At 66.7% G+C, this 25,285-nt stretch carries 25 protein-coding genes and 1 pseudogene; 8 read left to right on the top strand and 18 right to left on the bottom strand.

Going from position 1 to position 25,285, the window contains the following annotated elements:
• Window positions 1-5: 5 nt before the first annotated feature.
• Both AB0M74_RS28055 and AB0M74_RS28050 read right to left on the bottom strand, forming a co-directional pair.
• Window positions 6-860 (bottom strand): hypothetical protein, encoded by an 855-nt coding sequence (locus AB0M74_RS28055; RefSeq protein ID WP_366529288.1) that lies wholly within the window; start codon window positions 858-860, stop codon window positions 6-8.
• A 468-nt stretch (window positions 861-1,328) separates the two neighbouring features.
• Entirely contained in the window at window positions 1,329-1,493 is a 165-nt protein-coding gene (locus AB0M74_RS28050; protein WP_366529287.1) for a hypothetical protein, read from the bottom strand.
• Between AB0M74_RS28050 and AB0M74_RS28045 the strand changes: the two genes are divergently transcribed.
• The 3 genes from AB0M74_RS28045 (at window position 1,486) to AB0M74_RS28035 (ending at window position 2,994) form a co-directional block, all read left to right on the top strand.
• Complete coding sequence (locus AB0M74_RS28045; RefSeq protein WP_366529286.1) at window positions 1,486-1,779, top strand: WhiB family transcriptional regulator; 294 nt, start codon at window positions 1,486-1,488, stop codon at window positions 1,777-1,779. The two genes, AB0M74_RS28050 and AB0M74_RS28045, sit on opposite strands and share 8 nt — an antisense overlap.
• A gap of 386 nt (window positions 1,780-2,165) precedes the next feature.
• A complete protein-coding gene (locus tag AB0M74_RS28040) occupies window positions 2,166-2,741 on the top strand; it encodes a sigma-70 family RNA polymerase sigma factor (protein WP_366529285.1) in 576 nt (191 codons plus the stop codon).
• Between the two features lies 1 nt (window position 2,742).
• Entirely contained in the window at window positions 2,743-2,994 is a 252-nt protein-coding gene (locus AB0M74_RS28035) for a hypothetical protein (protein WP_366529284.1), read from the top strand.
• A gap of 197 nt (window positions 2,995-3,191) precedes the next feature.
• On the opposite strand, the gene groL is transcribed toward AB0M74_RS28035, so the two are convergent.
• Together groL and groES are read right to left on the bottom strand one after the other, a co-directional pair.
• On the bottom strand, window positions 3,192-4,805 hold the full coding sequence (groL, locus tag AB0M74_RS28030; RefSeq protein ID WP_366529283.1) for a chaperonin GroEL: 1,614 nt from the start codon (window positions 4,803-4,805) through the stop codon (window positions 3,192-3,194).
• A gap of 134 nt (window positions 4,806-4,939) precedes the next feature.
• Window positions 4,940-5,239 (bottom strand): co-chaperone GroES, encoded by a 300-nt coding sequence (gene groES / locus AB0M74_RS28025; protein ID WP_014981824.1) that lies wholly within the window; start codon window positions 5,237-5,239, stop codon window positions 4,940-4,942.
• Between the two features lie 672 nt (window positions 5,240-5,911).
• Here groES and AB0M74_RS28020 point away from each other — a divergent pair.
• Window positions 5,912-7,459 carry an Hsp70 family protein gene (locus tag AB0M74_RS28020; protein WP_366529282.1) on the top strand — a complete coding sequence of 516 codons (1,548 nt, stop codon included), beginning with the start codon at window positions 5,912-5,914 and terminating at the stop codon, window positions 7,457-7,459.
• An 18-nt stretch (window positions 7,460-7,477) separates the two neighbouring features.
• On the opposite strand, the gene tsaD is transcribed toward AB0M74_RS28020, so the two are convergent.
• From tsaD to AB0M74_RS27985, 7 genes are all read right to left on the bottom strand, one after another.
• Window positions 7,478-8,521, bottom strand: a complete 1,044-nt coding sequence (tsaD, locus tag AB0M74_RS28015; protein ID WP_366529281.1) for a tRNA (adenosine(37)-N6)-threonylcarbamoyltransferase complex transferase subunit TsaD — start codon at window positions 8,519-8,521, stop codon at window positions 7,478-7,480.
• Complete coding sequence (rimI, locus tag AB0M74_RS28010; RefSeq protein ID WP_366529280.1) at window positions 8,518-9,033, bottom strand: ribosomal protein S18-alanine N-acetyltransferase; 516 nt, start codon at window positions 9,031-9,033, stop codon at window positions 8,518-8,520. The genes tsaD and rimI overlap by 4 nt, the downstream gene beginning before the upstream one ends.
• On the bottom strand, window positions 9,033-9,749 hold the full coding sequence (gene tsaB, locus AB0M74_RS28005; protein ID WP_366529279.1) for a tRNA (adenosine(37)-N6)-threonylcarbamoyltransferase complex dimerization subunit type 1 TsaB: 717 nt from the start codon (window positions 9,747-9,749) through the stop codon (window positions 9,033-9,035). Before tsaB ends, rimI begins: the two co-directional genes overlap by 1 nt.
• Window positions 9,750-9,826: 77 nt before the next feature.
• Window positions 9,827-10,279: a tRNA (adenosine(37)-N6)-threonylcarbamoyltransferase complex ATPase subunit type 1 TsaE gene (tsaE, locus tag AB0M74_RS28000; protein WP_366529278.1), complete on the bottom strand. Its 453-nt coding sequence runs from the start codon at window positions 10,277-10,279 to the stop codon at window positions 9,827-9,829.
• Window positions 10,272-11,372, bottom strand: a complete 1,101-nt coding sequence (locus AB0M74_RS27995; protein ID WP_366529277.1) for an alpha/beta hydrolase — start codon at window positions 11,370-11,372, stop codon at window positions 10,272-10,274. Before AB0M74_RS27995 ends, tsaE begins: the two co-directional genes overlap by 8 nt.
• Complete coding sequence (alr, locus tag AB0M74_RS27990) at window positions 11,369-12,496, bottom strand: alanine racemase (RefSeq protein WP_366529276.1); 1,128 nt, start codon at window positions 12,494-12,496, stop codon at window positions 11,369-11,371. The genes AB0M74_RS27995 and alr overlap by 4 nt, the downstream gene beginning before the upstream one ends.
• A 469-nt stretch (window positions 12,497-12,965) precedes the next feature.
• Window positions 12,966-14,453, bottom strand: a complete 1,488-nt coding sequence (locus tag AB0M74_RS27985; protein WP_366529275.1) for an NAD(P)H-hydrate dehydratase — start codon at window positions 14,451-14,453, stop codon at window positions 12,966-12,968.
• Window positions 14,454-14,556: 103 nt separating this feature from the next.
• Here AB0M74_RS27985 and AB0M74_RS27980 point away from each other — a divergent pair, with 103 nt between their 5' ends.
• On the top strand, window positions 14,557-14,982 hold the full coding sequence (locus AB0M74_RS27980) for a cupredoxin family copper-binding protein (protein WP_366529274.1): 426 nt from the start codon (window positions 14,557-14,559) through the stop codon (window positions 14,980-14,982).
• A 321-nt stretch (window positions 14,983-15,303) separates the two neighbouring features.
• On the opposite strand, the gene AB0M74_RS27975 is transcribed toward AB0M74_RS27980, so the two are convergent.
• Window positions 15,304-15,795, bottom strand: coding sequence for a MarR family transcriptional regulator (locus tag AB0M74_RS27975; RefSeq protein WP_366529273.1), 492 nt, complete (start codon window positions 15,793-15,795; stop codon window positions 15,304-15,306).
• A gap of 137 nt (window positions 15,796-15,932) precedes the next feature.
• Between AB0M74_RS27975 and AB0M74_RS27970 the strand changes: the two genes are divergently transcribed.
• Entirely contained in the window at window positions 15,933-17,132 is a 1,200-nt protein-coding gene (locus AB0M74_RS27970) for an MFS transporter (RefSeq protein WP_366529272.1), read from the top strand.
• Window positions 17,133-17,204: 72 nt separating this feature from the next.
• Here AB0M74_RS27970 and glmS read toward each other — a convergent pair whose 3' ends face one another.
• Window positions 17,205-19,088, bottom strand: coding sequence for a glutamine--fructose-6-phosphate transaminase (isomerizing) (glmS, locus tag AB0M74_RS27965; RefSeq protein ID WP_366529271.1), 1,884 nt, complete (start codon window positions 19,086-19,088; stop codon window positions 17,205-17,207).
• A gap of 36 nt (window positions 19,089-19,124) precedes the next feature.
• On the opposite strand from glmS, the gene AB0M74_RS27960 reads away from it, so the two are divergent.
• Entirely contained in the window at window positions 19,125-19,985 is an 861-nt protein-coding gene (locus tag AB0M74_RS27960) for a dienelactone hydrolase family protein (RefSeq protein WP_366529270.1), read from the top strand.
• Here AB0M74_RS27960 and AB0M74_RS27955 read toward each other — a convergent pair.
• The 5 genes and pseudogenes from AB0M74_RS27955 to AB0M74_RS27935 form a co-directional block, all read right to left on the bottom strand.
• Window positions 19,958-20,311, bottom strand: a complete 354-nt coding sequence (locus tag AB0M74_RS27955; RefSeq protein ID WP_366529269.1) for a hypothetical protein — start codon at window positions 20,309-20,311, stop codon at window positions 19,958-19,960. The genes AB0M74_RS27960 and AB0M74_RS27955 overlap by 28 nt on opposite strands.
• A gap of 47 nt (window positions 20,312-20,358) precedes the next feature.
• Window positions 20,359-22,092 (bottom strand): hypothetical protein, encoded by a 1,734-nt coding sequence (locus AB0M74_RS27950; protein ID WP_366529268.1) that lies wholly within the window; start codon window positions 22,090-22,092, stop codon window positions 20,359-20,361.
• Window positions 22,093-22,129: 37 nt separating this feature from the next.
• On the bottom strand, window positions 22,130-22,468 hold the full coding sequence (locus AB0M74_RS27945) for a hypothetical protein (protein WP_366529267.1): 339 nt from the start codon (window positions 22,466-22,468) through the stop codon (window positions 22,130-22,132).
• Window positions 22,469-22,696: 228 nt separating this feature from the next.
• Window positions 22,697-23,005 (bottom strand): annotated as a pseudogene (locus AB0M74_RS27940) (DUF6802 family protein).
• Between the two features lie 117 nt (window positions 23,006-23,122).
• Window positions 23,123-23,314 (bottom strand): PspC domain-containing protein, encoded by a 192-nt coding sequence (locus tag AB0M74_RS27935; RefSeq protein WP_366529266.1) that lies wholly within the window; start codon window positions 23,312-23,314, stop codon window positions 23,123-23,125.
• Window positions 23,315-23,476: 162 nt separating this feature from the next.
• Between AB0M74_RS27935 and AB0M74_RS27930 the strand changes: the two genes are divergently transcribed.
• On the top strand, window positions 23,477-25,129 hold the full coding sequence (locus AB0M74_RS27930) for an ABC-F family ATP-binding cassette domain-containing protein (RefSeq protein WP_366529265.1): 1,653 nt from the start codon (window positions 23,477-23,479) through the stop codon (window positions 25,127-25,129).
• Window positions 25,130-25,285: the final 156 nt, after the last annotated feature.

Below are 25,285 nucleotides of genomic sequence, written 5' to 3'. Positions count from 1 at the left end.
AAGACCTAGGCAACACCCGCGGGCCGAAACCGCCCGCCACGCCGAGCAATAGCCGCAGCACATTCGGCAGCTTCGGCGGTCGCGGCGTCGTCGTCGGATACGCCAGCACGCAGCATGGCGCACGCCCAGCGCAGCGGAAGCAGGCCGTATTCGCGGCATTGGGCGGCAACCGTCTCGGCGAGCGCGCGCGCATGCTCGACGTCGCCCCCGGCCGCGGCCGCCGCCGCGACCAGCAACCTGGATTTGACCCGGTGCCGGATCGAGGGGCCACGCTCGGCCAATTCCACCGCGGCCTCGGCATGGGTGCGCGCGGGGTCGGCGCGGCCCGAGGCAAGGGCGGTCTCCGCCGAAACCCAGTGCCAGCGCACCCACGGCCGCCAGCGCAGCTGTTCCGGGTCGAGAGCATCGTGGCTGCGCCACAGCAATCGGGTGGCCAGCGTGAGTCTGCCGGTGCCGAGCGCGTCGGCGGCGAGGCCGGTCAACGCATCACAGACGGCGTCGCAGCGGTCCGGGCCGACCCCAATCCCGCCCTCGGCACGAGTGGGGAGGATGAGCGCCGCGGCCCGCCCGTCGGCGACCGCGGCGCGGGCATGCCAGCCGAGCTGCCGCGACAGCGAACCCTCGGTGCTCGCGGCGAGCGAAAGCAGCACCGGGTCGGTGGTGCGCACGCGCAGCAACCGGAGTTCGGCGCGGGCTGCGGCGTAGTGGCCCCCGCCGCCGAGAATTACCGCCCGATGCCATGAATCGAGGGTGCTTCGCGGCACTGGCAACTCGGCAGCGCCGAATGCACGACGGTCACCGAACGCGGCGGCAGCGAGCGGTGTTGACTCGCTATATATAGGGATAGCTGGCGCGGACACGGCCGAACTCTATCGCGCGCCGCGAGCAGGCCAGCGCGCCCGGAAACATCGCCGAGACATCCCGGCAACCATCCAGCATTTCGAATGCCGACATCGTGTTTCCATCAGGTAAATCTCGTACGGGCAATCAACTGGCACGTGCGATAGGAATTCACATGCGTTTCGCGCAATTAACCTCAGCGCCCCGATTCCGCCATGTCCGATCCGACATACCATCGGCCCGGATCGACACTGTGACCGCCCCCACGATGGACATGGCTCCCCAGACATGGGGAGTCGACCACCGAAACCGCGCCCACCTGCGGATATACTCGCTGATCCAGCCAGACGGTTCCATACGAGCCGTCGATCAACCGACCAGTATCACCGGAAGCAATGCAAAAAGTAAACACCGTAGAGGTTAAATTTCGCAGCCCAACATTTGGAAAACTGCTGCGTCGAACTATTGACGGAATTTCGCGGCTGGACCTAACGTAACTCACCGCCACGGTCGGCGCCGCGCGAAATTACAGCGACCGCGAAGGGCGAGCCGACAGGCACGCCGCCGACCCAGCGCCGTGGCCACAACTGATTGCAGAACAACTGCTCGACAACGCTGACGAGCTCGCACCACGAGGAGTTCACCATGCCCATGCCGACCCACCTTCCCGGACCGAACGCCGATGTCTGGGACTGGCAGATGAGAGGGTCTTGCCGCGGGCAGGATTCCGCTGTGTTCTTCCATCCCGACGGCGAACGCGGCCGCGCCCGCACCGCACGGGAGATGCGCGCCAAGGAAATCTGCCGGAGCTGCCCGGTACTGATGCAATGCCGCAGCCACGCCTTGAAAGTCAGCGAGCCCTACGGCATCTGGGGTGGAATGTCGGAAACGGAACGCGAGATGCACGCGCGCCGTAGCCGCCGCCGCATGGCGGTATAGCCGAGTGCGCCATGCGGAATCCGATCCCATCCGCACCACCTGGCGCGCCGAATCCCTAGCAAACAACCGGCCAATACAACACCTTTGAGCGCCTCGGCGCAGGCGGTAGCGGCCACCACCGACATGACTGCCGCAGCAACAGCCAGAAGCCACCTGGCTGTCGGTTCGGCGTTTCGCGACAACCATCGGCGTGCCAAGTGTCTCTCGAGGAAACATCCGGTGTGTCGAAGTCGCTGGACCACACATAGATTGCCGCCACCCCACCGAAAGGGTGGTCATAGCGGCGCGCTACGGTAGTGATCGATGACACAGAATGGAGCGTTGTGACAACGCGGCCGATGGCCGCAGAGGGCGACTCGTTCCGAAGAGAAGCCATCCCACCTCGTGTGGATTCTGCGGTGTCGGCACGCGCAGCCGAAAGTATCGAGCTAGCCGCCCTTCTCGAGCGTTGCGGCCGGTCCGACCAGGAAGCTTTCGCCGAGCTCTACGACCGAACGTGCGCGCGCGTCTTCGGTCTGGTGCTCCGCGTTCTGCATGATCCCGGATATGCGGAGGAGACCACCCAAGAGGTCTTCCTACAGATCTGGCGGACTGCGGCGAGTTTCGACTCGGCGAAAGGGTCGGCGGTCACGTGGCTGATGACGCTGGCCCACCGGCGAGCGGTCGACCGGGTTCGCGCCGAACAAGCCCATACCCAGCGCGAAGTCGCCTACGGGATAAGGGTTCTCGGCAACGAATTCGATGAGGTCACCGAAGAAGTCGAGCGAAGGCTCGAACAACAGGCCGTCCTCGAGGGTCTCGCCACCTTGACACCGACCCAGCGAGAGGCCATCTCGCTCGCCTACTACGGCGGGCGAACCTACGCAGAAGTAGCCACTTACCTCGGCGTAGGGTTACCAACGGTTAAGTCCCGCATCCGGGACGGACTGACACGACTGAAAAAAAGTTTGGGGGTGACGTGAGATGAACGAAGTCCAGATCGATCTCGCGCACGCCGTCGCGCTCGCATCGATCGACGACGAAGACCATCACGCGGTACGAGACCTGCTCGATAGCGAGGACCCCGCCCTACGCGCGGAATTCCTTGCCGAAGCGCAAGAGACGAGAGACGTCCTCGCCGCCTTCGCGGCGGTGTCAGCGGTTGAGCCGCCCGCTGCCCTGCGTGGGCGATTGCTCACGGCCATCGCCGACGAGCAACCGCCCGTCGCCTCTTGAGCGTTCATTCCCCGCCTCCGCAGCACATCAGGAAGAAGACACGCGAACCAACATTCGGTGCATAGTCGATTTCGGAAGCAACCCAGGAATTTCCCTGAACTCAATGTACGAAATCCATTGTTCTGTTCATAAAGTTCACAGACGAAGGCCCCCCGGAATCCTTGGGTTCCGAGGGGCCTTCGCATATCGAACCGAACTCAGTGGCTGTGGCCGTGTCCATGACCGTGGTCGTGAGCCTCTTCGGCGGGCTTGTCCACCACAGCGCTCTCGGTGGTGAGGATCATCCTGGCCACCGACGCCGCGTTCACGACGGCCGAGCGGGTCACCTTGACCGGATCGACGACACCGTCGGTGAGCAGATCACCGTAGGTGAGGGTGGCGGCGTTGAAGCCTTCCTTCCCGTCGGCGACCTTGCTGACCACTACGGAGCCGTCGGCGCCCGCGTTGGTGGCGATCCAGAACAGCGGCGCCGACAGTGCTGTGCGCACCACCTCGACGCCGACCGCCTCGTCGCCGGAGAGCGAATCGCGCAGCTCGTCGAGCTTGGCGCCGGCGAGCACGAGTGCGGTACCGCCACCGGGGACGATGCCCTCGTCGACGGCGGCCTTCGCGGCGCTGACAGCATCCTCGACCCGGTACTTGCGCTCCTTGAGCGCGGTCTCGGTGGCCGCGCCGACCTTGATCACCGCGACGCCGCCGGACAACTTCGCCAGCCGCTCTTCGAGCTTCTCGCGATCCCAGTCGGAGTCGGTGGCCTCGATCTCACGACGCAGCTGCGCGCCGCGGGCCGTGATGTCCTCGACGGTGCCCGCACCGTCGATGATGGTGGTGTCGTCCTTGGTGACGACGACGCGACGCGCCTTGCCGAGCACCTCGAGGCCGGACTCACGCAGCGTGATACCGAGGTCCGGGTTCACCACGGTGCCCGCGGTGACGACGGCGAGGTCGTCGAGGAACGCCTTGCGGCGATCACCGAAGAACGGCGCCTTGACGGCAACGGCCTTGATGGTCTTGCGGATCGAGTTCACGACCAGGGTCGAGAGCGCCTCGCCGTCGACGTCCTCGGCGATGATCAGCACCGGCTTGCCGGACTCGGCGATCTTCTCGAGCACGGGGAGCAGATCGGGCAGCGAGCTGATCTTCTCCCGGTTCAGCAGGATGAAGGCGTCCTCGAGCACGGCCTGCTGGCTGTCGGTGTCAGTGACGAAGTAGGGCGAGAGGTAGCCCTTGTCGAACTGGACGCCCTCGGTGACGACGAGTTCGGTCTGCAGCGTCGAGGACTCCTCGACGGTGACGACGCCGTCCTTGCCGACGGTGGTCAGCGCCTTGCCGACCATGGCGCCGATCTCCTCGTCGCGCGAGGACACGGTCGCGACTTGAGCGATGGCCTGCTCACCGGAGACCGGGGTGGCCAGCGCGAGCAGCGCTTCGGAGACCACGTCGGCGGCTTTGCCGATGCCCGAGCCCACCGCGATCGGGTTCGCACCCGCGGCGATGTTCTTCAGGCCCGCGCGCACCAGCGCCTGCGCGAGCACGGTCGCGGTGGTGGTGCCGTCGCCCGCAACGTCGTTGGTCTTGGTGGCGACACTCTTGACCAGCTGCGCGCCCATGTTCTCGAAGGGGTTTTCGAGGTCGATGTCGCGCGCGATGGTGACACCGTCGTTGGTGACGGTCGGGCCGCCGAAGGCCTTCGCGAGCACAACGTGGCGGCCACGCGGCCCGAGGGTGACCTTCACGGCGTCGGCGAGCTTGTCGACACCGCGTTCCAGAGCCCGGCGAGCCTTCTCGTCGAACTCGATCTGCTTTGCCATAAGTCCTATTCCTTAGGGTTCCAGTGCTGAAACGACACTGCCCCGGCCCCGCTCAGGGGAACCGGGGCAGTGTCGTGACGACTCGATCCCGGCAATGGCCGGGCAGCACGGTCAGCCGACCGCGCGGAGCTCGGTCACTTGGTGACGACGGCCAGCACGTCGCGCGCCGACAGGATGAGGTATTCCTCGCCCTGGTACTTGATCTCGGTGCCGCCGTACTTGCTGTAGATGACGGTGTCGCCCTCCTTGACGTCGACCGGGATACGGTCACCCTTATCGGTGACGCGCCCCTCGCCGACGGCGATGACGGTGCCCTCCTGCGGCTTCTCCTTCGCCGTGTCGGGGATGACCAGGCCGGAGGCCGTCGTCGTCTCGGCCTCGTTGGCCTGGACGAGGATCTTGTCCTCGAGCGGCTTGATGTTCACGCTCGCCACGTTGAGCCCTCCACTTTCAGGGGATATACGGTCGTCCGGAACTGTTGTCCCGGACCATCGGTGTCGTGTTGTTTCGCGCGACCTGTAAGCAGTCGCTAGCTACGTCGACCCCTGCGCATAGCCCCGTCGTCGCGGGTGCCGGGACACCTGCTCAGTGGTCGAACTGGCACTAAGCACTACTCACAGTGCCGACTAGCACTCTATACATGAGAGTGCCAGCGCTCAAGGTTGGGCTGTGCCAATTCTGACGGCGTGTCGGATCGGTGGCGGGTGTCACGCCATGCCGAAGGGCCGGAAAACTTCCCAAGAGATCAGCAAATCTGTAACGTTCGGGTAACGGATTGTGACAGTATGGACGACGGTTGTTCTCCGCGCGCTGCGTTCATCACGAACCGGCGTCAGCAGGGGCGCATGGAGGGCTACGAAACAACCAGCGTCACAGGGGAAGCCGAGCATTACCCGATCGTCACAGCCGTCACAGTACAAGCGTTTGAGAGAACCAGCTTCACCAGAGGGCAAGACCACACGTGATCCACGGCCGGTCCCCGCGACCCATCCGGACAATGGATCGGCCGGATCCCGAGTCCGAATCGCTCGCCATCCACGCGAGAAGTTCGGTAGTCCATTCGAGATGGTCGGCAGCACATGACCATCCGCTCGAAGGGAGGTGACATGCGAACATCACTCGGCATCTCCGCCGGGAACGAGGTCGTTTGCTCGGCGCTGGTCGCGACCGCGTCCAACGGCGCGCAGAATTTCGATTACCGCGTCGTTTCCGCCGACGCGGCCCACTCCGATCTCGGCGATCTGGTGGCGTCCTCGATCGAGCTCATGACGACCCAGCTACCGACCACTCAGCTGCCGCGCGACGTCGAGCACCCGGTGGGCGCACGGTTCGCCGGCGCCCACTCGATCGGGCTGGAATCGGCCGCCAGCCGACCGCCCACCAGTGTTGCCGTCGCCTACCGCAGCAAGGAGCAGGCGCAGCTGATCCGCTCGGCGACCGGCAAGCAGCGCGACCTGCGGCTGATCCCGGAGAGCACGGCAGCGCTGACCTACCTGCGCCACACCGGCCTGCTGGACCGCTACGACACCGTCGCCGTCATCGACCTCGGCGCGTCCGGTCTCACCGTCACCGTCGCCGACCAAGCCGACGGCACCGTGCTCCGCAGCGAGCGCACCACCGCGATCAGCGGCAATGCCGTCGACGAACTCATCTACCACCATCTGGTCGACCTGCACTACGCCCGGCGCGGCACCCGCCCGAACCGCGGCATGCTGACCAATCGCGGCCGCGCCGCCAAGGAACATCTGTCCATCGCGCCCGCCGTGACCATCGACCATGTCGCCGGGCAGCCACTCAAGCTGACCCGGGCCGATTTCGAGGAGCTGATCACCGACCTGCTGCGCGAGATCGGCGTCTACGCCGCGGCGGTCTTCGCGCGGGCGCCCGAGTTCCCACAGGCGGTCACGGTGATCGGCGGCGGGGCCAATATCCCCGCCGTGGTGTCCACGCTCTGCGATGAATTCGATATCCCCGTGCACACGGTCCCGGAACCGGAGGCAGTGATCGCCAAGGGCGCCGCGTTGGTCGCCGACGCGGCACAGCCCGCGGTATTCCCGGTCGGCGCGCTCACCGCCGATGCGCCGGTCGGCACCTTCACCAAGGTGGTCGGCACGCTGGCTGGGGCCATCGTGGTGGTCGGACTGATCATCGGCTACGGCGTGAAGACCTTCGCGCCGACCTCCGGCGACGACGTCTCCCCCGCGGGCACCACGAGCAGCACCCAGATGCCCTCGGCATCGGCGCCGGTTCCGCCGACACCGAGCGGCCAGAGTCGGGAAGGCCGCCCGAGCGGCAGCAATCTCCCGTCCATCACCCAGGATCACGGCCAGCCGACCACGCGAGCGAGCACCACGCCGACACCCGAGAGCACCCCGCCGACGCAGCCCACGCTGCGTCCCGACCCGAACCTGCCGCCGATCCCGTTCCCGGAGCTGCTCGGCTCGTTGTTCGGCAACCCGCTCGCCCCACCGGCCGGGTCCTCCTCGAACCCGGCCGAACACAGCCAGGCGGACGAAGAGACCACGGCACCGTCTACCGCGCCCACCCCGGCACCGCCCCAGGCACCAGCGAAATCGCAGGTTCCGCTGCTGCCGCGCGCGAATTCCGGCTCCGCCGGCGGTAATTCACCGCAACTGCTGGTTCCCGCGCGCTAGCCGGATCCGCCGCGGCAGTCAGTCGACCTGGCTGACCGACACCGGCAGGCCGGGGTCTGTCGCCACCGTCAGCGGTGACGGCTTCGCGCCGCCTGCGATCACGTGGGCGCCGAGCGCCGCGATCATCACGCCGTTATCGGTGCACAGCCGAGGTTTCGGCACCCGAAGTGCCAATCCTGCTGCCGCGCAACGCTCCTCGGCGAGCGAGCGGATTCGGGAATTGGCGGTCGCGCCGCCACCGAGGACCAGCGTGTCGACGCCGACATCCTGGGCCGCACGAACCGCCTTCATGGTGAGCACGTCGGCGACCGACTCCTGGAAGGACGCCGCGATATCGGGAATCGGCAGTTCGGCCGCGGTGAAACCATTGCGCTGGGCTGCCTCCACGTAGCGGGCGACAGCTGTCTTCACACCGGAGAAGGAGAAGTCGTAGCGCGCATCGCGCGGACCTGTCATACCACGTGGGAAAGCAATCGCCTTCGGATCACCGCCCGCCGCCACCGCGTCGAGCGCGGGGCCGCCGGGGAAACCGAGCCCGAGTAGCCGGGCGACCTTGTCGAACGCCTCTCCTGCCGCGTCGTCGATGGTGCTGCCCAGCTCGACTATCGGCTCGGCCAGATCGGTGACGTGCAGCAGGTGGGTGTGCCCGCCCGACACCAGCAGCGCGACGCACGGTGGCATCGGTCCGTGCTCCAGGGTGTCGACCGCGACATGCCCGCCGAGGTGGTTCAACGCGTAGAACGGCACATCCCACGCTGCCGCATAGGCTTTCGCGGCGGCGGCGCCGACCAGCAGGGCACCGGCGAGCCCAGGCCCGATGGTCACCGCCAGCGCGTCGGGCTTCGCGATGTCCGCGGCAGCGAGTGCCCTGCGCATGGCGGGCACGATGGCCTCCAGATGCGCGCGCGAGGCGATCTCGGGGACGACGCCGCCGAATCGGGCATGCTGCTCGACACTGGAGGCGACCTCGTCGGCGAGCAGCTCACAGGTGCCGTCATCGTGCCAGCGCACTATGCCGACTCCGGTTTCGTCGCAAGAGCTTTCGACGCCCATGACGATCACGACAGCACCTCCCCGCGAGCCATGTCCCAGCCCACACCCGCACCGGTCAGCGCGGGCCTGCGCATGGTGTAGGCGTCGGCGCCGCTCGGATGGTAGTAGTTCTTGCGCAGCCCGATGATGTGGAAGCCGTGCTTGGCGTACATCGCGATCGCAGGGGCGTTGTCGGTGCGCACTTCGAGAAACACCGGTCCGCCACGCTTGCCCGCCTCGGCGAGCAACGCCTCGAGCAGCACGGTGCCGATACCCGCGCGATGGCAGTGCGGGTCGACGCCGATGGTGTGCACCTCGGCCTCGGGGTGTTTCTCATCACCGAGCAGTGCGACGCCCGCGTAGCCGACCATTCGCCCGTCGTCGTCGCGGGCGACGATGTACCGGTTGTGCGACGCGGCCAACTCGGACCGGAACGACACCGCCTGCCACGGGTCGTCTTCGGGAAACAGCAGTTGTTCGAGTTCGACACAACGCTCGATGTCGGCGCCGTCCATCGGTTCGATCCGGATCGACACCATCATCACGCTCCCGTCCGGTCGAGCGTGCGATAGCTGCGTTCGACCGCGTCCGGCCTGCGTAGGTACAGCGGGACCAACGGCTCCGGCACAACATGCGCGAGCAGATCGACCGCGGCCGCCTGCACCAGCCCGGCCGGGGATGGGGTCTCCACCGGCAGCACGGGCAGGTCGAAGAAGTCGACATGAGAGGCGGATCCGGCAATCACTGTGGCGTGCGCCGCATCCAGGTCGCCCGGCTTGCTCACATCGGGTCCGGCGATGCGCACCCCGTCGCGGTAGCGCGCCCAATACACCTCGCGGCGGCGCGCGTCGGTGACCACGAGTAGCTCGCTGCCCGGTGTGAGGTCGGCCGCGGCGTCGGCGGCGATCGCGTCGAGGCTGCACACCCCGTACACGGGCAGCCCCAGCGCGTCACCGAATGCGGCGGCTGTTGCCATCCCGACCCGTAGTCCGGTGAACGGGCCAGGACCGATGCCGACCACCACGGCGGCAAGATCGGTCCTGGAACGGCCTGCCTCGGTGAGACATTCGAGGATTTGCGGCGTGAGCACCTCGGCGTGCGCGCGGGGATCGACCCGCACACGGGAGGCGAGGGTGCGCACCCCAGCGGGGGTGTTGATTCGAGCGACCTGCGGCAAGTCGCTGTCGGCGACCTGCTCCAGTTCCACCAATCCCGCTGTAACGGCAGGTGTCGCGGTGTCGACGGCTAGTACAAGCATGATTGACCTAACGATACCGGTTGGTAGGTGCGGCCGGTGCGGAGCTACTCGAGAGCAACCTCGGCCGCGGCCACGTATCAGTGCACCCATTCCCAGATCGCCGTGCGCACCTCGGAATCCGGTTCGCGCGACAGCAACACATACAGGTGATGCTCGGCCAAGTGTTCCACGACACCACTGCCCCACTCCACCACGACGACCGCCTGATGCAGATCTGTATCGAGGTCGAGGGCATCGAGCTCGTCCAGATCGCCGCCGAGCCGGTAGGCGTCCACGTGCACGAGCGGCACCGGCGCGGCGCCTACGCGCTGCCCGGCACGGTGTTGCCTGGCGATGATGAAGGTCGGTGAACTGACTCGGCCCTGCACGCCGAGTCCGGCGGCGATGCCACGGGTCAGCGCGGTCTTGCCAGCACCGAGCGGACCGTCCAGCACCACCAGATCACCTGCGCCGAGTTGGGCCGCGAGTTCGCGGCCGAATGCCTCGGTGTCGGCGACGGTGGGCAGGACGCGCTGTTGCCGTTCAGCCACCGAGGACCTCCGATTCGGTTGCGGTTTGTTCGATAGCACCGGCGCGTACGAGCAGCCGGTCGAGTGCGGCGTTGACGATATCCGGGTATTGCAGGTGCGCCATGTGCGCGGCGTCATCCAGTCCGACGAGTTCACTGTTGGGCAGCGCCGCGGCCAAGGTACGGGAATTGCGGAACGGGATCACCAGATCGTGGGTACCGCCCAGCACCAGCACCGGTAGGTGCGCCAGCGTGGGCAGGGCCGCCGATTCGTCGTGCAGCTCGATCGCTTTCAGGAATTTCACGATCGTCTCGACCGGGGTCCGGTCGATCATCATCGTGGTGAACCGGGACAACGTCGAGCTCACCGGGCCGTGATAAGAGCTGACGTGCAGGATCGGGGCGATCACATGCCGCGCGGTGGCGCGGCCGGCCTGGACCAGCGCGGGCGCGATGTGCACGACGAGTCGAAAACTGTCGACGGCCGGGTTACGGAGAAGTTGGGCGATGCCCGCGGAGGTGACCTCCGCCGCAGCGGTGGACAGCAGCCCGATGCCGGTTACCCGCGCCGCGAACAGCTCCGGGAACTGCGCGGCCGCGGCGAGTATCGCCATCCCACCGAGCGAATGGCCGACCAAGACGACGGGACCGGTCGGCACACGGGTCTCGATGACCGCGGCCAGATCGCGGCCGAGCTGGGCGACAGTGCAGCTCTCGGTGGTCGGGGTGCCGGAGCCGCCGTGCCCGCGCAGATCGAAGAACACCAGCCGGGCCCTTGCACCCCAACGCTTTTCCAGATCGCGACGCTGGAAGTGGAAGGATTCCATGGTGTTGCAGAAGCCGTGCACGAATATCACGGTGACCGGTGCGGCCGCGGGACCGCATTCGCGAGTGGCAAGCCGCACACCGTCCTCGGTGAGCACCGCGCCGGAGCGGTCGTCGTCGAACAGCGCGAAGTTCTCGTCGCGGTATTCATCGCGGCGCGCGGGCCAGAGCACTCTGGCGCCCATTCTGCGCAAAGCGTGCGTACCGGCAAGGGCACCGACGACGCCCGCGGTCGCCAGCCCACCGCGCAGCATGGTGATGCGATAGTCCGCCGGCTTCGGCTGTCTCATCCGAGGCCACCGACGTGTCGCCGGAGCACGCGACCGCGCGGGGAGCACACGATCTCGTAGTGGATGGTGCCGAGCGCGTCGGCCCAGTCCTGCGCGCGTGGTTCGTCCTGGCCGGCTCCGAACAGGACGGCGGTGTCGCCCTCCGCGATACCTGCCGCATTGTTCCCCAGGTCGACGACGATCTGGTCCATGCACACCCGCCCGATATTGGGGTATCGCGCGCCGCCGAGCGTCACCGCGAAACGGCCGCCGAGGTTACGGAACACACCGTCGGCGTAGCCGGCCGGGATGAGCGCGACGGTGGTGTCCTCCGGCGCGACCCACTCGTGCCCGTAGGAGACGCCCTCGCCCGCGGCGACCTGTTTCACCAGGGCGACCCTGGCCTGGAATGTCATCGCGGGACGCAACCCGAAATCGGAGATCTCCGGTACCGGCGACAGGCCGTACACCGCGATACCGGGTCGCACCATGTCGAAAGCCAGGTCGGGGCGGGTCAGCGCGGCGGCCGAGTTCGCCAGATGCACCAGTTCCGGTTCCAAGCCGTGTTCTTTGGCGGTCGCGATCGCCTCGAGGAAGCGGTCACGCTGCACATCGATCATCGGATGCTGTGGCTCGTCAGCGTGCGCGAGATGGGAGAAGATCGCCCGGAAGCGCACCACCTGCTCGTCGACGAGCCCGCGCAACGCCGCGAGCACCTGCGGGTATTCGAGCGCCGAGACGCCGTTGCGGTTGAGACCGGTGTCGACCTTCACCGTCGCTGTTGCCGTCCGACCGGTGGCACGCGCCGCTGCCTCCAATGCCCGCAAATGCGTGAGCGACGAGACACCGAGTTCGACATCGGCGGCGACGGCGGCGGCGAAGTCAGCGTCGGAGTTGTTGAGCCAGCACAGAATCGGCGCGGTGATGCCCGCCGCACGCAGTTGCAGGGCCTCATCGATCGTCGTGACGCCGAGTTCGGCCGCACCCGCGCCGAGCGCGGCCCGCCCGACCTCGACCGCGCCGTGGTTGTAGCCGTCGGCCTTGACCACCGCCATCACCGCGGCATCACCGGCATGCTCGCGCAGGATCCGCACGTTGTGCGCAATGGCACCCAGGTCGACAACCGCCTCCACTTGCGCATTCACGCTTGTCCGCCTCTCCGCGTCGTCCGCCGGTCGTGGTGTGCATCGATCGTGCCATTGCGGGCTCGCGGTCCGGCACCTGGCCGAGTTCTCGGCGCACCAGCCGAGGACTACCCGCGTTCTCGCGGAAACAGGTGTCACTTCGGTCACCGGTACAGCACCCGAACGCCCCGCACGATCGAAGTTCCTGATCGGCGTGCGCGCGACGCCACATGCGCACCAGATCATCGGCGACCGGCGGACTCGCCCGTCGCCGAGTGAGTGGTCGGAGGCCGACATCGACACGGCTTTGCCGCAGCGTGTTGTGGGCACCAGATCATCGGCGACCGGCGGACTGGGCCGTCGCCGAGTGAAGTGGTCAGAGACCGGCATCGTCACGTTTGCCGCAGCGCCTCGAGGGCACCGCCAGCACAGCGTGCGGAGTGCGCGATGGCGGCCGAACTCCGCGGCGACCGACAGATTCCCACCGCAGTCAGTATTCGCCGAGGGCGAAGGCGCGCAGGGTGCGGATGGCCGGACGAACGTGCTGCAGGAGTGGGGTTGCCGAAGTCGGAGCTCCGGCGAGGTGGTTTTCGTGGGCGGCCAGGTTGGCGGCCAGGGCGTGTGCGCGGGCGGCGGCCGCGGCGGACCAGGCCGGGTCCCGGCCCGCCGCGAGGAGGGCGCCGATGATGCCGGAGAGGACGTCGCCCGCCCCCGCGGTCGCGGCCCATGAGCCGCCTGCCTCGTTGACGAGCACCGGTGCGCCAGGGGCGGCGACGAGGGTAGCGCGGCCTTTCAGCAGGATGGTGACCTGCCAGGAATCGGCCAGCTCGCGGACGGCTGCGACCCGGTCCTGCCCCACTTCGTGTCCGGTCAGACGCGCGAATTCGCCTGCGTGCGGGGTCAATACGGTCGGTGCGCAGCGTCCGCGAAGCAAATCGGGATCGGCGGCGAGCAGGGTAAGGCCGTCGGCGTCGACGACGACGGGAAGGTCGGTCGCGAGTACCTCGGCGAGTCGTTTGCGTGCGTCTGTGTCGGTGCCCGCGCCCGGGCCGAACACCCAGGACTGGACTCGACCGGTGTCCGCGATGCTCTGGGCGGCAACCACTTCCGGGAAATGTGAGAGGACATCGGCCGAGCCGGTTCCGGCGTAGCGGACCATGCCCGAAGTCGCGGCGATGGCCGCGCCGGTGCACAACACGGCCGCACCCGGATATGTGCCGCTGCCCGCGCAGACGCCCGTGACGCCCTGCGTGTACTTGTCGTCGAGCGGGCCCGGTACCGGCCAGCGCGCGCCGACCGACGCCGGATCCAGCGCCGCGAGGTTCGGATCGGGCAGCTGTAAACCGATGGGCACCAGTTCGATTCGCCCGCAGTACGGCGCGGCGAGCACATGGACCGGCTTGTAGGCGCCGAAGGCGACGGTGACATCCGCGCGGACCGCAGGGCCGGTGACGGCACCGGTGTCCGGGTCGACACCGCTGGGCAGATCCGCGGCGACGATCGGCGCGTCGAGCGCGGCAACGAGTTCCGCGGCGTTCGGCCGCAGCGGACCACGGCCGGAGATCCCGACAATGCCATCGATCACCAGATCCGGTACGCCGATATCGCCGGCCCGACTCGAGGTCGACGTTCGCCCACCACGGGCGTCGCGAACCCGACCTCCTGCCTTCCGAAGCGCAGCCAGTCCTTTGGCGTGTGCCCGTTCGGGATTCAGCAACACGGCCGTGACCGCCACACCGCGACGACGCAGCATCGAGCCCGCCCACAGCGCATCGCCGCCATTGTCACCGGAACCGACCAACACCGTCACCGACCGCCCGGCGATCCCTCCGGTCCGCGCCCGCAACTCGCCCGCGACAACGGTCGCCAGGCCGTGCGCGGCGCGTTGCATCGGTACGCCGTCCGGGACTCGGGTGAACAATTCGGCTTCGGCCGCCCGCACTTCGTCGGCGGTGAAGAATCCCCGCTGGGTGGACATGGATGCTCGCCTCCACTGCGTTGCTCGGGCACTGCTGCTGATCAGGCTCGGCCGCACAGGCACTGCGTAAGCCCGCACCGTCAGCAGACTACGCTTGGCCGTCATGCCGATGGTCAGCCGTGCGAGGTCCACTCAGGTCGTAGCCGGGCTCGGCCTGGCCGCGATGATGTTGCTCTCCGGCTGTGGCTCGGACAAGCCGAAATCCGCCGCCCCGACCACGACGAAGTCGGCCGCGCCCGCCGCGTCGAGCACCGCGCCCGGCGAAAAGAAGTCCGCCGCGGTGACCGTCGATGCCGACAACATGAAGTTCTCCCCCGCCGAGGTCACCGTCAAGGTCGGCGACACCGTGACCTGGAAATTCAGTGACAGCGTGCCGCACAACGTGCAAGGCATCGGCGACCGGGCGATGGGACTGAACAGCCCCATCTTCGACAGGGGCGAGTGGAGTTACACCTTCACCGCACCGGGCAACTACCGCTATCTCTGCTCATTGCACCCGCAGATGCGCGGCAGCGTCACGGTCGAATAGCCACGAGACCCGCTCGCAGCGATCCGGTGGACCAAGCGGGACCGGCGGCGTTTTCGGCGCGCATTGTCCGCGACGGCCGACTCATCAGAATGACCTGCCCGCAAGGCAATCCGGTGCCCACTTACCCGGGCGTACCGCTCGCCCCAACAGATTGATCGTTCCCGGGTCCGCCGGTCGAATCCAGTGAACGATCACATCCAAGCGACAGCGCCGGTCTGCTGTCGCCATTACTGGTCGGCATGGTGACGGTCTTTCGGGAGATCCGCCGGCGATGCGGATCGACTCGGCACTCGGTGAATGTCGCGTCGAACGATCTGCTCGTCACACCGGCCTGGACGCAGCGACCGGCCGCCGCACTGTCGAGGCGGTGTTCATGGCCTCCACGGCGGCGACGAGTGGCGCGAGCTCCGGATCGGCGGCAGCTTGGCCCAGCGCATTCGACAGCGCTGCATCGTGGGTGGGCCGGGCCTGCTCGAGCAATTCCAGGCCCGGTGGTGTGACATCGGTGTAGATGCCGCGGCGGTCGTCGACGCACAGATAGCGCGTCAGCAGGCCGCGGTCTTCGAGCCGGGAGACCAGTCGGGTGGTCGCGCTCTGGCTGAGCACGACGGCGTCGGCGACTTGGTTCATGCGCAGATGGCCACCGGGCCCGTCGTGCTGACGGCTCAGCACGACCAGCAGTGAGAACTCGCGCACGCTCAGATGGTGACCGGTTTGTAGGGCGCGCTCGATATGCGCCTCGATCCGATCGTGCAGCAGCGACAGTGCGTACCAGCCATCTGCCAGGCCGGTCAGAGCGGCATCCGCGGTCATGGTCTTCCTCCTGCGTCGTGGTCGCAGTACCAGAGTAGACGAGTTCCGCAATAGCCCGCGCTTGCAATTAATACGCGTCTGCAACTATTGTTTACGCCTGTAAAGCTCAGGCGCAACGATAAGTGGAGGCTGTACCCATGCCACTGGCACTCCTGGCTCTGACCCTCGGGGCCTTCGGAATCGGCACCACCGAATTCGTCATAGTCGGGCTACTCCCCGACATCGCCGACACCTACGCCGTGTCGATCCCGACCGCGGGCCTACTGGTCACCGGGTATGCCCTCGGCGTCGTGGTCGGCGCACCACTGATGACCGGGCTCGGCACCCGCGTCTCTCGCAAGCGCATGCTGCTGGGCATGTTGCTGCTACTGGTCGCAGGCAACGTGTTGTCGGCCGCCGCACCGACTTTCAGCCTCATGATGACCGGCCGGATCGTCGCCTCGCTCGCGCACGGCGCCTTCTTCGGCATCGGCGCGGTCGTCGCGGGAAGTCTGGTGAACGCGGACCGCAAGGCGGGTGCGATCGCCACCATGTTCACCGGACTCACCGTCGCGACCGTGATCGGGGTGCCACTGGGCACCCTGCTCGGCCAGCATTTCGGCTGGCGGCTCACCTTCCTCGTGGTCGCACTGGTCGGGCTGATCGGGCTGATCGGCGTCGCCGCACTGGTTCCCGAGCAACCGGCGCCGCAAGACGCCCGGCTACGCAACGAGCTCGCCGTTTTCCGCAATCCACAGGTCCTGCTCGCGATGGCGATGACGGTGCTCGGCTTCGGCGGCGTCTTCGCCGCGATCACCTATCTCGCCCCCATGATGACCGAAGTGACCGGCTACGCGGAATCCTCCGTCACCTGGCTGCTCGTGCTCTTCGGCATCGGCATGTTCGCGGGCAACCTGATCGGCGGCCGCTACGCCGACCGTCACCTGATGCCGATGCTGTATATCGCACTCGGCTCCCTCGCGACCGTGCTCGCCCTCTTCGCCCTTACTGCCCACAGCAAGCCTGCCGCCGCCGTCACAGTGGTGCTGATCGGCGCCCTCGGCTTCGCGACCGTCCCACCCCTCCAGAAACGCGTCCTCGACCAAGCCGCAGGCGCACCGACCCTGGCCTCCGCGGTCAATATCGGTGCGTTCAACCTCGGCAACGCACTCTCCGCCTGGCTCGGCGGCCTGGTCATCGCGGCAGGCTTCGGTTACACCGCCCCCAACTGGGTCGGCGTGATCCTCGCTCTCAGCGCGCTAGCAGTGGCCTTGTTGTCCGGCAGCTTGGCACGCGCCACCACCCACCGGGAACCCACCGCGTCGACCGAAGCGCTGGTACCCGCCGGCCACCACTGACCCATCCCCCGGCTCCGGCGGCGATCCCCGATCGCCGCCGGACTCCTCTGCAAGAAGATCTGCGGTAGTGGCCTATTCGACGGTGACGGACTTGGCCAGGTTGCGGGGCTTGTCGACGTCGTAGCCGCGGGCCTGGGCGATCTCGGCGGCGAAGATCTGCAGCGGGACCGTCGAGAGCAGCGGCTGGAACAGGGTCGGCGCCGAGGGTATCTCGATCAGATCGTCGGCGTACGGCCGGACCGTGTCGTCGCCCTCCTCCGCGATCACGATGGTGCGGGCGCCGCGGGCCTGGATCTCGCGAATATTGCTGAGCAGCTTCGAGTGCAGCACGGCGCGCCCCTTCGGGGACGGCATCACCACGATCACCGGCAGCCCGTCCTCGATCAACGCGATCGGGCCGTGCTTGAGCTCGCCCGCGGCGAAGCCCTCGGCGTGCATGTACGCCAATTCCTTCAGCTTGAGCGCACCCTCCAGCGCCACCGGGTAACCGACGTGCCTGCCGAGGAAGAGCACCGTCGGCACATGCGCGAGCTGCCTGGCCAGCGCCCGGACCTGCGGCCCCGTCTCCAGCACTTGCTCGACCAGCCGCGGCATCGCCTCGAGCTCGGCGAACTCGCGGGCCACCTCGTCCGGATACTTGGTGCCGCGCGCCTGCGCCAGAGCCAGCCCGACCAGGTAATTCGCGGCCACCTGGGCCAGGAACGCCTTCGTGGACGCGACGCCGATCTCCGGACCGGTCCTGGTGTAGAGCACCGCGTCGGACTCGCGGGGAATCTGCGCACCGTTGGTATTGCAGATCGCGAGCACCCGCGCCTTCTGTTCCTTCGCGTGCCGCACCGCCTCCAGCGTATCGGCGGTCTCCCCTGATTGGGAGATCGCCACTACCAGTGTCGACCGGTCCAAAACCGGGTCACGGTAGCGGAATTCGCTGGCCAGCTCCACTTCGACAGGCAGCCGGGTCCAGTGCTCGATCGCATACTTGGCCAGCAGGCCGGCATGGTACGAGCTGCCGCAGGCGACGACGAAGACCTTGTCGAAGTCGCGCAGTTCCTGATCCGCGAGGCGCTGCTCGTCGAGCACGATCCGGCCGGAGCCGGTCTCGTCGAACGTGAAATGCCCGATCAAGGTGTCTGCGACGGCGCTGGGCTGCTCCTCGATCTCCTTGAGCATGAAGTAGTCGTGGCCACCCTTTTCCGCGGCGGCCAGATCCCAGTCGATGGTGAACGGCCGAGTGCGCCCGTTCGCGTCGTTGCCGTCGAAGTCGGTGACCTGGTAGCCGTCGGCAGTGATCACCACGGCCTGATCCTGACCCAATTCGACCGCTTCGCGAGTGTGCTCGATGAACGCGGTGACGTCGGAGGCGATGAACATCTCGCCCTCGCCGACACCCACCACTAGCGGGGTGGAGCGGCGTGCGGCGACAATCCGGTCCGGATGGTCGGCATGGGTGAAGACCAGCGTGAACGCGCCCTCCAGCCGGCGCAGCACCGCGAGCGCGCTCGCCACGAAATCACCCGCGGTCGGGCCCGCGGCGTACGCCCGGGCGACCAGGTGCACGGCGACCTCGGTATCGGTGTCACTGCGCAGCTCGACGCCTGCGTCCTCGAGCTCGCGACGCAGCGGCGCGAAGTTCTCGATGATGCCGTTGTGCACCACGGCGACCTTGCCGCTGTCGTCACGGTGCGGGTGCGCGTTGCGATCGGTCGGCGCGCCGTGGGTGGCCCAACGGGTGTGGCCCATGCCTGCGGCGCCCGCGAAGCGCGCCACGCCGTTCTCGGCCAGTTCCGCCTCGAGATTCGCCAGGCGTCCGGCCTTGCGTTCCACCGCGATCGCGCCCGAACCACCGAGGATCGCGACCCCCGCCGAGTCGTAGCCGCGATATTCCATGCGGCGCAACGCGTCAACGACAACGCCGAGGGCGTCCCGGTACCCGACGTACCCCACGATTCCGCACATGGCTCACCAGAGTACTTATCGGATAACGTTCTCGTCGTGTCGGCGTCTGTGAAATCACTTCTGAGCACCCTGACCAGCAAAGGCCCGCATCGGGTGCTGCGCGGCAATCTGGCCATCGCAGGCCAGCCCGGGGTGGTGTACACGCCTGAATCGGGGTTGAACCTGCCTGCTGTCGCGTTCGGCCACAGCTGGCTGACCAGTGCTTCGAACTATCGCGGACTACTCGAGCACCTCGCGTCCTGGGGTTTCGTGGCGGCGGCCCCTGATACCGAGCGCGGGCCGATTCCGTCACATCTCGGCCTGGCCACCGATCTGCTCACCACGCTGGACATCTGCACTCGTGTCCGGCTCGGTGACGGCACGATCAGCGTGCACCCCGACCGGCTAGCCCTGGCCGGTCATGCGATGGGCGCGGGCGCCGCGGTCATCGCCGCCGCACAGCGCAAGGTCGCCGCGGTCGCCGCCCTCTATCCGGCGCCCACCGCTCCCTCCGCCGAGACCCTGGCCCCCGACATCGACATCCCCGCCCTGATCCTCGCTGGCGCCACCGACATCGACTCCGTCAGCTCCAATGCCATTCCCCTCGCCACCGCCTGGGCCGGCCCCGTTGTCCTGCGCCAGCTCGACGGCGCCTCCCACAACGGCATCATCGAAGGCCGCCGCGTCCTTGCCGCCCTGGGCGCGGGCAAACACGAAGCGAAAACGGCCCGCACCACCCGCGCCCTGCTCACCGGCTACCTGCTCCACCAACTCCTCGGCGACAAGACCTACGCCCCCTTCGCCGACCCCGAGGCGGTTATCCCGCACACCACATCCATCGACCCCCACGCCCCCAGGGACGAGGAGAAAAAGCCGAAACTCTCCGTGGGTCAGATCAGCCAGCTCTTGCGGCGGTAGTACTCGCCCTCCGGATCGTCATCCTCGTCCACGGGGGTGACGAGTTCGTGCGCCTTGCGAGCGGCGATCGACCGCGCGATCGCCTCCCGCTGCTCGCGCGCTTCGGCCTCGAGCCGTTCCCGCTCTTCGGCCTCGGCGCGAGCAGCCTCTTCGGTTTCGGCATACTCCTGCCAGAATTGACTCATCTCGGTGGCCAGGTTCGCAGAGAATTCTTGGTCTCGACGAGCCGTCTCCTGCTTGACCTCCTCGAGTTCTTCCCGAAGTACCGACATCCGTCGAAGACTCTCCTCGGCAACGCGCTCGACCTCGGCGACGTAGTCAACCATCTCGGCTCTCCTTGGTAGTCACAAGTTTTCGGGTCACTCGGTCGGCCTCACAGCGGCCCGGCCTCCGCCAATTCGGCACCACTGTCGAACGGCGGTTGCTGCCCTTCGGGCACGGACATTGGAGGCGGGCGGTGCTCGCCGTCTTCCTCCCGCCGCGGTGGCGGCGCACCAGTCGGCACACCGGGTTGATTCGGGTTTTCCGGCGGCGTACTACCTGCGGGGGCAGCAGGGCTGCCGGGGTTGCCCGAGTTGCCAGGAGGACTGCCCGGTGCACCAGGGCTGCCGGCATTACCGGGAGGGCTGCCGGGGTTGTCCGTCGGCGGTGACGCCGGTTTCCCGTCTTCCCCCTTCGGCTCCCCGCTGGAGATGACCGGGTTTCCCTTCTCGTCCAGCTTCACGCTGTACTCGTGGGGCTTCCCGTCCGCGTCGGTCACGACCGCTTTCAATTGGCCCTCCGGCCCCATCTCGAACTTCAGGTGTTTGCCCGCGAGGTCGAATTCGGCCGCTGGTTTGCCGTCCTTCTTGTCGTCGGGCTTCCCGTCTCCGTCCTGATCCTCCGCCTTGGTCGGATCGATCGTCTTCTCGATCTGCTGCAGCGCCTGGTCGAGACCTTCTTTGATGGTGCCGCTCAGCGACGTCAGTCCTTGGCTTGCCGCGGTGGCGATCTGGGTCGCGATCGGCGACAGCGTGCTGGCGACCTGGCTGAGGGAAGCGAGACCTTGTAGCGAGTTGGTAGACGTCGGATTCGTAGAAGTCGGGTTGGTGCCGGCGGGAGTTGTCGGGGTGCCGGGCGTACCGGGGGTGCCAGGCGTACCGGGGGTGCCAGGCGTGCCCGGCGTCCCTGGGGTTCCTGGCGTGCCCGGCGTCCCTGGGGTTCCGGGCGTACCCGGCGTCCCTGGGGTTCCGGGCGTACCCGGCGTCCCTGGCGTACTCGGTTTATCCGAAGGCGCAGCAGCAGGCCTCGGATACGCAACTTCGGCGACCTGATTCATTGCCTTCACGGCAATCTGATACTGATCCTTGAACAGCTTGTCGGTCGTCTCACAAGCTGCGTTGTAGCGGACAAGCTTATCCTCTACATCTTTCTTGAATACATCCTTGATCCAGTTATCACAAGCCTGCCAGGTCTTCTGCCCGATTCCCGTGCTTATGTAGTTCTTATCCTTTAGATCGCCGCTTCGGACGTCAAGGTCTTCAAAGACCCTATCCAGCTTTCGAATCTGATCATCGCTGATCCATTTGGTAGCGCTGCGAACATCGATCATCAACTCGATATCTTCGGGAGTTCTACCGCGGATCTTGATCTCGCGCGCCCCATTCGCTCCATTTTCCAGCAGCCCGAGCGTGATATCGGCCTTCGTATAGACAGACTTTCGCAAAGGTTCCACCATCGCCGCAATGGCGACAGCGGCGACTCGCGCCTTGTTGATATCGTCGAGCGCAAGCTTCAGCTGGTCACCCATCATGGTCGTCGCCGCGGTGGCCGCATCGCCCTGCCACATGTCGGTCATGTTGGTGAGCTGACCTTGCTGAGCGTTACGTTGTCCGTCCGCCTCGTTCAAAGCCATGGTCAACTCCCAAGCCGCGGTTTCCAGCTTGGGAAGGTCCATGCGACGCTGCTCGTCGTACTTCGCCTGCAACTTGTTCAGATCACCGAACTGACCCGGCCCACTATTGAAAGCTTTTTCATAGAGCGGAAGGAATTTGCGCCAGTATTCCAGACCGTGCACACCATAGTCGAGGATGTCATCGATCTTCTTACCAGCATATTCATACGCCACGGTGCCGGCCCCTCACAATTCCGAGTTCGTCGGGGTGCTATTTCTTGTCGTCCGCTGCAGCGATCTGTTTCGCATGCTCTTCGACTGTGGTCGAGTAGACGACCACCGCAGCACCGACCGAGTCGGCGATTGCGGTCGAAGCCTCGGACCAGTTCTTGAGCCAATTGCCGATCTTCTCGAAACCCCCATGAACGGCAATCCCCTCCTGCGAGTAATTTCGGCCTGCTTCGTCATTACCCACGCCGAACATGTGGTCGGTCACGCGCTTCGATTGGGTCTGCACCACGCCCGCCGATATCCGAATGTCGCTGGCCAGTTTCCCCAACTCACCAGTGCTGACACCCAGCATGGATGCCCGGCTCGGCGTGCTGCTCATCTACACCCTCCATTTCGCTTCGCGTGCACCGCGCCGCCGGATTCACCGCTGGTCGCCAGTACCGCCATACTTCCTTCGACGCGTCCGGCCCACGTTCGGTTCCATGCAATCCACCCCGACCCAGACGAGGTCGCTTGCCGGAAAATCTACTGGGCAGAACGACCGGCTACAACCAGCCATCCCCCTGCACATCTGCTCCCGTCACCGGGATGACGCGCAACTACGGTGCTACTTACCGATCTTCCCCTGATCGGTGCGCACCCACCCGGAGGTCCTATCAGGGTTGTGGTGGAACTCCCATGCCGCGTAGTCACCGTCTTTTCGACGACGGTGACCTGATCCGCGACGCCGTCGTGGTCATAGTCCGACCCAGACCTGCATCGCTTCGGGGCCGGAGGTGGTAACGGAGTCGAGAGTGCCGTCACCGTCGATGTCCTGGGTGGGGTGGTGCAGGTCTACTGGACCAAGACCTTCCAGCGAGGAGGATGCGTCGACGCACCGTAGATCCAGGCCGTGGAATTCGCCCGAGGTGACCATGACCTCCTCATCGGGACTCGCGTGATGGTGCGGCATTTCACCAGATGCGGGGTGCCGCTGCAACCTGTCATCCGCGAGTCCCGGACGCAGCCTCCTCGGCCTACTTGTTGAGGATTGTCACTTCTTGGGGATGATCAGCCACAACACCAGATAGACGATGAACTGCGGGCCGGGAAGCAGACAGGACAGTACGAAAAGGAGTCGGACGACATTGGCGTTCCAGCCGAAATATTCGGCGATGCCACCACAGACGCCGGCGATCCAGCTGTCGGCGGTCGAGCGGGTGAGGCGGCGAGCGGGTGCTGTCATGGTCTTCTCTCTCTGGTGTCGATCTCGGTGCTCTCCACTCTCCGCGGAATCACCCGGCGGCACATCGGTCCCATGACCGATCCCGACCCTGATTTCTCCCCGGCCCGCCCTCAGGGTCCAACCCCGATCCGACCGAAAAAGCGGGCACGGCAGACTATGCAGGTGAGCACCACTCTGTATGCGCGCGGACTGTCCGCGGGCCACGGCGAACGCACCCTGTTCGAGGACCTGGATCTCACCCTGGCACCCGGCGACGTGATCGGTTTGGTCGGGGTGAACGGCGCAGGCAAGTCGACACTGCTGCGGATGCTGGCCGACCGAACCAGCGCCACCGGCAGCATCACGCTGAGCCCGCCCGATGCCACCATCGGATATCTCGCGCAGGAACCCGAACGCGTCCCCGGCGAGACAGTGCTCGAATTCCTCGGCCGCCGTACCGGAGTCACCGCGGCGCAGCAGGCGATGGATTCCGCCGCCGAGCGACTTGCCGACGGCGGTACCGACGACTACACACCTGCCTTGGAGCGATGGCTTGCGCTCGGCGGCGCGGACCTCGATCAGCGCGCCGAGGAAGTCGCGGCCGACCTCGGCCTCGCCGATAGCCTCGCGAGCGGCCTCGGCACCCCCATGATCGGGCTCTCCGGCGGCCAGGCGGCGCGCGCCGGACTTGCCTCGGTGTTGTTGTCCCGCTTCGACATTCTGCTGCTCGACGAACCGACCAACGACCTGGATCTGGACGGACTCGCGCGGCTGGAGCAGTTTGTGACCGGCGTGCGCGAACCGCTGATGGTGATCAGCCACGACCGGGAGTTCTTGGCACGCACGGTGAATCGGATTGTCGAGCTCGATCTCGCACAGCAGCAGATCGGTATCTACGACGGCAGCTACGAGTCGTATCTGATGGAGCGCGAGATCGCCCGCCGGCACGCCCGCGAGGCCTACGACGACTACGCGGACACCAAGTCCGGTCTCGAAGCTCGGGCACAGATGCAGCGCAACTGGCTCGAGCACGGCGTTCGCAACGCCCGCCGCAAGACACGCGATCCGAAGAAGGTCGACTCCGACAAAGCGGGCCGCAAGATGCGTGCCGAATCCACCGAGAAGCAGGCCGCCAAGGCCCGCCAAACCCAGCGCCGCATCGAGCGACTGGACGTGGTGGAGGAGCCACGCAAGGAATGGGAGCTGCGGATGGAGATCGCCGCGGCGCCACGCAGCGGATCGGTGGTCGCCACCCTGTCGAACGCGACCCTCACGCGCGGCGATTTCACGCTGGGTCCGATTACCACGCAGGTGGATTGGGCCGATCGCATCGTGTTGACCGGTGCGAACGGATCCGGCAAGTCGACGCTGCTCGCACTGCTATTGGGAAAAATCCAGCCGGACAACGGAACTGCCGCACTCGGTTCCGGTGTCGAGATCGGTGAGGTCGATCAGGCCCGCGGCCTGTTCCGTGGAAGCACACCGCTGGCCGCGACTTTCGGTATCGAGATGCCCGACTGGCCGGACGCGGAGGTTCGCACACTGCTCGCCAAATTCGGCCTGCGCGGCGCGCACGTGACACGGGCCTGCGAAACCCTCTCCCCTGGCGAACGCACGCGCGCCGCATTGGCACTGCTGCAAGCCCGCGGCGTCAACCTGCTCGTCCTCGACGAGCCGACCAACCACCTCGACCTGCCCGCCATCGAACAACTGGAGCAGGCCGTCGAATCCTTCACCGGCACCATGCTGCTGGTCACCCACGACCGCCGCATGCTGGACTCGGTCCACTCCACGCGCCGCTGGCGCATGGACAACGGCCGCCTCACCGAGGACTGACCGGCAGGGATCGGGTTCCGGTAGCAATCGCCGAAAATCGGGCTTCTGACCACACGCTCATGACCCGCGTCGGATTTCGCGCCGACGTTCAAGTATCGATCTCGCCGACCCACCGGTAGTTCAGGATCGCGATCCGACCGCTCAGTGCGGCGCAGG

This window comes from Nocardia sp. NPDC051463 (assembly GCF_040681975.1).
Taxonomy (GTDB): Bacteria; Actinomycetota; Actinomycetes; order Mycobacteriales; family Mycobacteriaceae; genus Nocardia.
This window is presented reverse-complemented; position numbering and strand designations above follow the sequence as displayed.

Bases quoted from the DNA above. Each gene is read 5' to 3' on its own strand.
- AB0M74_RS28045 (WP_366529286.1), top strand. From the start codon at position 1,486: ATGCCCATGCCGACCCACCTTCCCGGACCGAACGCCGATGTCTGGGAC.
- AB0M74_RS28050 (WP_366529287.1), bottom strand. From the start codon at position 1,493: ATGGGCATGGTGAACTCCTCGTGGTGCGAGCTCGTCAGCGTTGTCGAG.
- AB0M74_RS28035 (WP_366529284.1), top strand. From the start codon at position 2,743: ATGAACGAAGTCCAGATCGATCTCGCGCACGCCGTCGCGCTCGCATCG.
- groL (WP_366529283.1), bottom strand. From the start codon at position 4,805: ATGGCAAAGCAGATCGAGTTCGACGAGAAGGCTCGCCGGGCTCTGGAA.
- AB0M74_RS28020 (WP_366529282.1), top strand. From the start codon at position 5,912: ATGCGAACATCACTCGGCATCTCCGCCGGGAACGAGGTCGTTTGCTCG.
- rimI (WP_366529280.1), bottom strand. From the start codon at position 9,033: ATGATGGTGTCGATCCGGATCGAACCGATGGACGGCGCCGACATCGAG.
- tsaB (WP_366529279.1), bottom strand. From the start codon at position 9,749: ATGCTTGTACTAGCCGTCGACACCGCGACACCTGCCGTTACAGCGGGA.
- AB0M74_RS27995 (WP_366529277.1), bottom strand. From the start codon at position 11,372: ATGAGACAGCCGAAGCCGGCGGACTATCGCATCACCATGCTGCGCGGT.
- AB0M74_RS27985 (WP_366529275.1), bottom strand. From the start codon at position 14,453: ATGTCCACCCAGCGGGGATTCTTCACCGCCGACGAAGTGCGGGCGGCC.
- AB0M74_RS27980 (WP_366529274.1), top strand. From the start codon at position 14,557: ATGCCGATGGTCAGCCGTGCGAGGTCCACTCAGGTCGTAGCCGGGCTC.
- AB0M74_RS27975 (WP_366529273.1), bottom strand. From the start codon at position 15,795: ATGACCGCGGATGCCGCTCTGACCGGCCTGGCAGATGGCTGGTACGCA.
- AB0M74_RS27970 (WP_366529272.1), top strand. From the start codon at position 15,933: ATGCCACTGGCACTCCTGGCTCTGACCCTCGGGGCCTTCGGAATCGGC.
- glmS (WP_366529271.1), bottom strand. From the start codon at position 19,088: ATGTGCGGAATCGTGGGGTACGTCGGGTACCGGGACGCCCTCGGCGTT.
- AB0M74_RS27955 (WP_366529269.1), bottom strand. From the start codon at position 20,311: ATGGTTGACTACGTCGCCGAGGTCGAGCGCGTTGCCGAGGAGAGTCTT.
- AB0M74_RS27945 (WP_366529267.1), bottom strand. From the start codon at position 22,468: ATGAGCAGCACGCCGAGCCGGGCATCCATGCTGGGTGTCAGCACTGGT.
- AB0M74_RS27935 (WP_366529266.1), bottom strand. From the start codon at position 23,314: ATGACAGCACCCGCTCGCCGCCTCACCCGCTCGACCGCCGACAGCTGG.